At 68.7% G+C, this 7,517-nt stretch carries 6 protein-coding genes and 1 pseudogene; 5 read left to right on the top strand and 2 right to left on the bottom strand.

Going from position 1 to position 7,517, the window contains the following annotated elements:
* From nirB to cobA, 3 genes and pseudogenes are all read left to right on the top strand, one after another.
* Nucleotides 1-2,188: nitrite reductase large subunit NirB (gene nirB, locus AC08OU_RS20470; protein WP_476605575.1), on the top strand; the 2,188-nt coding region annotated here is incomplete at its 5' end.
* 138 nt (nt 2,189-2,326) lie between these two features.
* A pseudogene (locus AC08OU_RS20465) lies at nt 2,327-2,530 on the top strand (nitrite reductase (NAD(P)H) small subunit); the annotation flags it as partial.
* Between the two features lie 246 nt (nt 2,531-2,776).
* Nucleotides 2,777-3,598, top strand: coding sequence for a uroporphyrinogen-III C-methyltransferase (gene cobA / locus AC08OU_RS20460; RefSeq protein ID WP_462186016.1), 822 nt, complete (start codon nt 2,777-2,779; stop codon nt 3,596-3,598).
* Nucleotides 3,599-3,634: 36 nt separating this feature from the next.
* Here the strand turns inward: cobA and AC08OU_RS20455 are convergent, their stop codons facing one another.
* A complete protein-coding gene (locus AC08OU_RS20455; RefSeq protein WP_476601877.1) occupies nt 3,635-4,747 on the bottom strand; it encodes a PQQ-dependent sugar dehydrogenase in 1,113 nt (370 codons plus the stop codon).
* Nucleotides 4,748-4,817: 70 nt separating this feature from the next.
* On the bottom strand, nt 4,818-5,003 hold the full coding sequence (locus AC08OU_RS20450) for a hypothetical protein (RefSeq protein ID WP_476601878.1): 186 nt from the start codon (nt 5,001-5,003) through the stop codon (nt 4,818-4,820).
* Between the two features lie 297 nt (nt 5,004-5,300).
* Between AC08OU_RS20450 and ftsE the strand changes: the two genes are divergently transcribed.
* The gene (ftsE, locus tag AC08OU_RS20445; RefSeq protein WP_476601879.1) at nt 5,301-6,047 is read left to right on the top strand and encodes a cell division ATP-binding protein FtsE; all 747 of its coding nucleotides are present in this window, start codon (nt 5,301-5,303) and stop codon (nt 6,045-6,047) included.
* Nucleotides 6,047-6,919: a permease-like cell division protein FtsX gene (gene ftsX, locus AC08OU_RS20440; protein ID WP_476601880.1), complete on the top strand. Its 873-nt coding sequence runs from the start codon at nt 6,047-6,049 to the stop codon at nt 6,917-6,919. The genes ftsE and ftsX overlap by 1 nt, the downstream gene beginning before the upstream one ends.
* Nucleotides 6,920-7,517: the final 598 nt, after the last annotated feature.

Raw genomic sequence — 7,517 nt, 5'->3', positions numbered from 1 at the left:
GAAGACAAGCCTAGAGGCGGCGAACGCGCTGCGTAGCCTGGGGTTGGCTACTCACGTCGTCGAGTTCGCGCCCCGGCTGATGCCGGCCCAGGTCGACGAGGCCGGCGGGCAGACGCTGCGAGCCCACATCACCGGGCTCGGGATCGGCGTCCACACCGACACGGCCACCGAGCGGATCGAGGCCGATCCCGACGGGCGGGTCACCCGGATGGTCTTCGCCCGTCACCCCGAGGGGCTGGCCGGCCTCGACACCGACGTCGTCGTGTTCTCGGCGGGGATCCGCCCGCGGGACGCCCTGGCCCGCGAGTGCGGACTCGACGTCGGGGATCGCGGCGGCATCGTCGTCGACGAGGGCTGCCGCACCAGCGACGAGCACATCTACGCCGTCGGCGAGTGCGCCCTGGCGGCCGGACGGGTGTACGGGCTGGTCGCACCCGGATACGCGATGGCCGAGGTCGTCGCGGACCGTCTGCTCGGCGGCGGCGCGACCTTCACCGGTGCCGACATGTCGACCAAGCTCAAGTTGCTCGGCGTCGACGTCGCGAGCTTCGGGGACGCCTTCGGGACGACTCCCGGTGCGCTGCCTATCACGTTCGCCGACCCGGTGGCCAAGGTCTACAAGAAGCTGGTGCTCTCCGACGACGCGCGTAGCGTCCTCGGTGGTATCCTCGTCGGCGACGCCGGGGAGTACGGCATGTTGCGGGCCATGGTCGGCTCCGCCGGGGTCGTGCCGGACGATCCCGCGCGGCTCATCCTGCCGGCCGGCGACGGCGACGGGGCAGGGGCCGGCGGCTCCGGGGCCGGGGCGGCGCTCCCCGCCGGGGCGCAGATCTGCTCGTGCAACAACGTCACCCACGGCCAGATCTGCGCCGCGATCAGCGAGAACGGCCTTACCGACGTCGCCGGGATCAAGGGGTGTACCAACGCGGGCACGAGCTGTGGCAGCTGCTGGCCGATGCTCAGGACGATCCTCGGCCAGCAGCTCGCCGCCGCGGGCATCGAGGTATCGAAGGCGCTGTGCGAGCACTTCGACGTCAGCCGGGCTGAACTGTTCGAGATCGTCCGGGTGCGGGGGATCACGACGTTCTCGCAGCTGATCGCCGAGCACGGTCGGGGCCGGGGCTGCGAGGTTTGCCGGCCGGTGGTGGCCTCGATTCTCGCCTCCCTTTACAACGGGTACGTCCTGGCCGGCGAGCAGGCCGCCCTGCAGGACACCAACGACCACATGCTCGCGAACATGCAGAAGGACGGCACGTACTCGGTCGTCCCCCGGCTGCCCGGCGGCGAGGTCACGCCCGAGACGCTCATCCTGATTGGCGAGGTGGCCCGGGACTTCAACCTCTACACGAAGATTACCGGTGGGCAGCGCATCGACCTCTTCGGCGCCAGGGCCGAGCAGCTGCCGAAGATCTGGAAGCGGCTGACCGACGCCGGACTCGAGTCCGGACACGCCTACGGCAAGGCGTTGCGGACGGTGAAGTCCTGCGTCGGGGAGACCTGGTGCCGCTACGGCGTACAGGACTCCACCACGCTGGCCGTCGACCTGGAGCTACGCTACCGCGGCCTGCGATCTCCCCACAAGATCAAAATGGCGGTCTCCGGCTGTGCCCGGGAATGCGCGGAGGCGCGGTCCAAGGACGTCGGGGTGATCGCCACCGAGCAGGGCTGGAACCTGTACCTGGGCGGCAACGGCGGTCACCGGCCCCGGCACGCGGAGCTGTTCGCCTCCGACCTCGACACCGAGACGCTCGTCCGCTACATCGACCGGTTTCTGATGTTCTATGTGCGCACCGCCGATCGCCTCCAGCGCACCGCGCCGTGGGTGGAGAGCCTCGACGGCGGCCTCGGACATGTCCGCGAGGTCATCGTCGACGACTCGCTGGGCATCTGCGCCGAACTCGACACGGCCATGGCCCACCACGTCGCGACCTATCAGGACGAGTGGAAGACGACGCTGGCCGATCCGGTCGCACTGCGCCGGTTCGCCTCGTTCGTCAACGCCCCCGAGGCGGCCGACCCCGACGTCATCCACCTCCTCGAACGCGGCCAGCCCCGGCCGGCCCGCCCGGCCGAGCGGGCAGCCCTCATCGCCGGTGCCACGCTCCCCGTGGTGGCTGGCCGTTTCCTTACCTATCCAGGCTCCTTGCCTATCCAGAGGGACGAAACGGACACAAAGGAGTCGAAATGAAATAACTTGCGCGTTTCGAACCCTCCACAGGCCTGTGACCTGCGATGATGATCTCGATCACGTATTTGTTACTTCATTACGTCCCCAAAAGCCTCTGGATAGGCAAGTAAGCGCATCCCGGACGATCTGGAGGCCGCCATGATCTGGACCGACATCTGTGCCCTGGACGATCTGACTCCCGATCGCGGCGTGGCCGCGCTCGTCAACGGCGCCCAGGTGGCCATCTTCCGGCTGAGCGACGGTCCCGTGCTCGCCGTCGGCAACGCCGACCCGATCGGCCTGGCCAACGTGCTCTCCCGGGGTCTCGTCGGCTCCCGCGGAGACCGGGCCGTGGTCTTCTCGCCGTTACACAAGCAGGCGTTCGATCTGGTGACGGGGGAGTGCCTCGATGCCGAGGGGTGCGCCTCCCCGTCTACCCGGTGCAGGTGCAGGACGGTCGGGTGCTGGTCGGCCCCGTCGCGGCGGCCCGTCCGGTCAGCTGAGGCGGTCAGCCGGCCGGTCAGCCGGAATGGTCGGCTGCGGCGATCGGCCCCGAACGGGCTGGTCAGGCCGCACACTGGGAGAAAGCCGACGCGGGAGGGGACGAAGATGACCGGTGTGCAGACAGCCCCGGGCGGATGGGTGGCCCTTGTCGGTGGCGGTCCCGGGCGGGCGGATCTGATCACCGTACGCGGTCTGCGGCTGCTCCAGGCTGCGGATGTCGTGGTGGTCGACCGGCTGGCTCCCCGTGAGCTGCTGGATGAGGTGCGACCCGGTACCGAGATCATCGATGCGGGCAAGGCGCCGCACGGTCACAACCTGACCCAGGACGAGATCAACGCGGTGATCGTCGATCGGGGACTGCGCGGGCTCGGCGTCGTCCGGCTCAAGGGCGGTGATCCGTTCGTCTTCGGTCGTGGCGGCGAGGAGGCCCTGGCCTGCGCTGCGGCCGGCCTGCCCTGCGAGATCGTCCCCGGGGTGACGAGCGCCGTCGCGGTCCCCGCGCTCGCCGGGATCCCGGTGACCCACCGGGGCATCACCCAGGACGTGGCTGTCGTCAGCGGCCATATCGATCCGTCGCATCCCGGTTCCACCGCCGACTGGGACGCGCTCGCTACCGGTCCGGGCACAGTCGTCGTGCTGATGGGCGTCGGGGCACTGCCCGAGATCAGTCACGAGCTGGTGAAGCGGGGCCGCCGGCCGGAGACTCCGACCGCGGTGATCCACGCTGGCGGGACAGCCGACGAGACGATTATCACCGGGCCCCTGGCGGATATCGCCCGGCTCGCGGCCGAAGCCGCGATCAGTTCTCCCGCGGTCATCGTAATCGGAGATGTGGTTTCGCTACGTGATCGAATTATCGGCGTGATGGGTACCGTCGGGGCGGTCCCGGCGGAGCCGCTTCCGGTGGAGCCCACGGTGTCGGCTTGACGCTCCCGCCGTCGGGTCGCCCGTCCACCCGGACCTTCAGCGCAGCGCCAGGATCCGGTCGTCCCCCTTTCTCGGGTCCCCTCGGCCGTCGGTGTTGCTGGTGATGATCCATACCGATCCGTCCGGTGCGAGCACCGCCGCGCGCAGCCGGCCCAGCTCACCGGTGAACGCCGCGCGGGGGGCGCCACGCACATGGTCACCGGCCAGGCCCACCTCCCACAGCCGCTGTCCGCGCAGCGCCGCCACGTACAGGGTGTCTCCACGGATCGCGACGCCGCTCGGGGATGCTTCGGCGGTGGTCCAGGTGACGAGGGGATTGCGCAGGCGGCCCTTGTCGGTGTCGCCGACGCCCTCCACCATCGGCCACCCGTAGTTGCCGCCCGGGATGATCAGGTTCACCTCGTCGAAGTTGTTCTGGCCGAACTCGGATGCCCACAGCCGTCCGGCCGTATCCCACGCCAGGCCCTGCACGTTGCGGTGGCCGATGCTGTAGATCAGCGAGCCCGGGAACGGATTGCTCGGCGGCACGCTTCCGTCGGGACGCATCCGTAGGATCTTGCCGTTCAGACTGGCGCGGTCCTGCGCCCGTGTGGTCACGCCGGCGTCCCCTACCCCCGCGTACAGCAGGCCGTCCGGGCCGAACCTGATCCGTCCGCCGTTGTGGATCTGGGCGTTCGCGAGCCCGGTGAGGATCGGTGCGGGGGAACCCGCCCAGTTCCCGGTCAGCCGGAACCGCACGATCCGGTTGTCGGCCCGGGTCGTGTAATAGGCGTACACGAAGTGATCGGCCGCGTAGGTGGGGGAGACGGCGAGGCCCAGCAGCCCCGATTCCCCGCTGTGCACCATGTCCGGAAAACGGGCGACCTCGGTAGGCTCGCCACTGCCGGCCGGGCGACGCAGGATACGGCCGCTGTCCCGTTCGCTGATCAAGGCGTCCCCGGAGGGGAGGAAGGCGACATCCCAGGGCGCCGCGAGACCCGTGGTGATGATGCGCAACTCGGGCTGCGGGCTGTCGCGACCCGCCGACGGTGCGGTGGTGGCCGGCTTCGACGACTCGGCCGGCCAGGGGCGGCCACCATTCCCGCCGCAGGCGGATACGCCGAGGCCCACCAGGGCGAGAATGGCGCTGACCAGGACGAGGCAGCGCACGGGAGGACAACGGGGAGATTCGGGGCGGCCCGCGACTAGGTCAGCCTTTGCCGCGGCGGCGCGGCCGGGCTTAGGAGACGTGACGGGCGGCAAGGACCGTCAGTAGCATCACGATCGCGATCAGCGTGACGATCACCTGCGGTGACATCTGGAAGAAGCTCTGGCGCAGGTACTCGCGCGAGGCGCGGCAGGTGGGACACCGGCCTTCGACCACCAGTCCGGCGCAGCGCGCGCAGACGAGATCCTCGCTGCCCATAGCGCCTCCTTCTCACCCGGGACGGATGCCATGATCGGGCGATCGTCGCACTTCCTCGGGGTGGGGACAACACCCGGACGTTTCGGATGGAGCACGACCGTTGGCGACACGCACGATCGACCTCCACGTTACGCCCGCGCACGGTGGCGTGCCGCTCCGTCAAAGGTCGACCGGGCGAGCGGTGACCCGCTCGGGGCTGTTCTCGGAGATTCCGGTCGGGCGTTAACCTGCGGCCCCCGACCTTCGTCACGCCCTACCATGCGGCTACTGAAAGTCATGGGAGTGCGGGAAGGCGCAATGATCGTTTTGAGTTCCGTGAGCAAGCGGTACCCGAACGGCGGCCGGCCGGCGCTGATCGATGTCACCGCGGAGATCGGTGCCGGTGAGTTCGTCTTCCTCGTGGGGCCGTCCGGATCGGGTAAGACCACATTGCTGCGATTGCTGCTGCGGGAGGAACGGGCGACGTCCGGCCGGGTGCTGGTGGCCGGCCGTGACGTCGCGCGGATGCCGGACCGCGGGGTGCCCCGGCTGCGCCGGCTGGTCGGCTGCGTCTTCCAGGACTTTCGCCTGCTACCGAATCGGACCGTGGCGGCGAACATCGCGTTCGCCCTCGACGTGGTCGGCCGTCCTCGGCATGTCGTGCGCAGCGTCGTGCCGGAGGCACTCGACCTGGTCGGCCTCGCGGAGAAGGCGGACCGGTATCCCGATGAACTCTCCGGAGGCGAACAGCAGCGGGTCGCAATCGCCCGGGCGTTCGTCGGCCGTCCTCGGGTACTGCTGGCCGACGAGCCGACCGGCAACCTCGATCCGAACACCAGCATCGAGATCGTGAACCTGCTCGACACTGTTCATCAGGCCGGCACCACCGTCGTGATGGCCACCCACAACGCGTCGCTCGTCGACGCGATGCGCCGCCGGGTGCTCGAGCTGAGCGACGGCGCGCTGATCCGGGACGAGGCTCGCGGGCGTTACAACCAGGATGATCTGGTGGTGCCGATGATTCCCCGGCCCGGGCCCCGGGTGCCGGCCGACCGGGTCCGCTGATGCGACCGGGTCTGCTGGCGTCGCTGCTGTGGACGGGCCTGCGCCGCAACCTGGCGATGACCTGCGCTATGATCATCACTGTCGCGATCTGCCTGGCGTTGCTGGGGTCGGGCCTGCTCCTGCGGGCGCAGGTGCACACCATCGACAGCTTCCTGCTCGACCAGATCGAAGTCGTCGTTGATCTCTCCGATGGCATCACCCCAGGCGAGCGGTCTGCCCTCGAGGCCGAGATCGCGGCGGATCCACTGGTCGTCGACGTGCGGTACGAAAGCAAACAGCAGGTGTACGACCGTTTCCGTCGGGACTTCCGTGGATCGCCCGACGTCCTCGCCGGTGTCGGACCCGACGACCTGCCCGCGGCGCTACGACTTACGCTCACCGATCCGCGAGCGGCCCGCGACATCGTCGTCACCTACACCGGCCTCGACGGGGTGGAAGCTGTGCGCGACCAGCGCGGCCTGCTTGACCCGTTGTACCGGTTCCTCGACGCCTTCACAGCGGGCGCCTTCGCCCTCGCCGCCGTGCAGGCCTTGGCGTCCTTCGCCCTCATCTACACGATGATCCGGATCTCGGCGCATGCTCGGGGGCGGGAGACTGCCATCATGAAGATGGTCGGTGCGTCCAACGGAACAATCCGGGCCCCGTTCGTCTTGGAGATCGCGGCGGTGGGGCTGGTTGGCGGGCTGTTCGCCACGGGCGTGCTCGCGTTGGCCAAGATCTACCTGGTGGACGGCCGGTTCGCGAAGCAGACGATGTTCCCCCTGTTCGGTTGGTCGGCGGTCTGGGAGACCGCGGCCGTCGTGCTGGGGGTCGGTGTGCTCGCCGCCGCCGCGATGGCTTCGGTGGCGCTCCGCCGTCATCTACGGGTCTGAGGCGTCATCCGTCGCTCGGCCCCGGTCCGCTTCGACTCGAACTGGACATCATCCTCGAGGAATACTTCCTTGAGATAATCTTCGGGTGAAACCTCATATTGGCGTCCCTCCGGGCTCGTCCAGATGAAATGTCCAGGCCTGGGCTGGCACACGGACCATCCCTTCTGCGTGGATTGATCGGGAGATGATGTATCCGGCCGCCCCGGTCTTCTCGTAGCACCTTCCTCGGCGCCACGCCTGGGCCGCTTTTCATCCGCGTGTTTCAGCCGGTGATGCCTCCGGCATTTTGGCCCGAGGTCCCGCTCGCTCGTCTGGCCACCTCGACGATGCGACCTGGTATGATCAAGATCGCAGTGAATGGAAGGCTTCTCGCATCCCGGAAAGACACATGTAGGGTTTCGAGTTCGAACATGACGAGCCAGAGTGGCTGAGGGAAATCGACGCCGGCTGACCTCCAGGACTCGTCCTTCCGGCGGATCCATCAGTATCCGCCGCCATGTGCACCGGGGGTTCTCGGCCATCTCGCGAACGAGGCCGGCCGGTATCGGGCCATAACCGGGAAGTTCCGCCGGCTGTTCCGACATACCGGCTCTTCGAA

Source organism: Frankia sp. CcMO1, assembly GCF_977945845.1.
This window is presented reverse-complemented; position numbering and strand designations above follow the sequence as displayed.

What these genes read in the sequence shown, in the direction of transcription:
- ftsE (WP_476601879.1), top strand. Translation starts at nt 5,301, where the DNA reads ATGATCGTTTTGAGTTCCGTGAGCAAGCGGTACCCGAACGGCGGCCGG.
- ftsX (WP_476601880.1), top strand. Translation starts at nt 6,047, where the DNA reads ATGCGACCGGGTCTGCTGGCGTCGCTGCTGTGGACGGGCCTGCGCCGC.
- AC08OU_RS20450 (WP_476601878.1), bottom strand. Translation starts at nt 5,003, where the DNA reads ATGGGCAGCGAGGATCTCGTCTGCGCGCGCTGCGCCGGACTGGTGGTC.
- cobA (WP_462186016.1), top strand. Translation starts at nt 2,777, where the DNA reads ATGACCGGTGTGCAGACAGCCCCGGGCGGATGGGTGGCCCTTGTCGGT.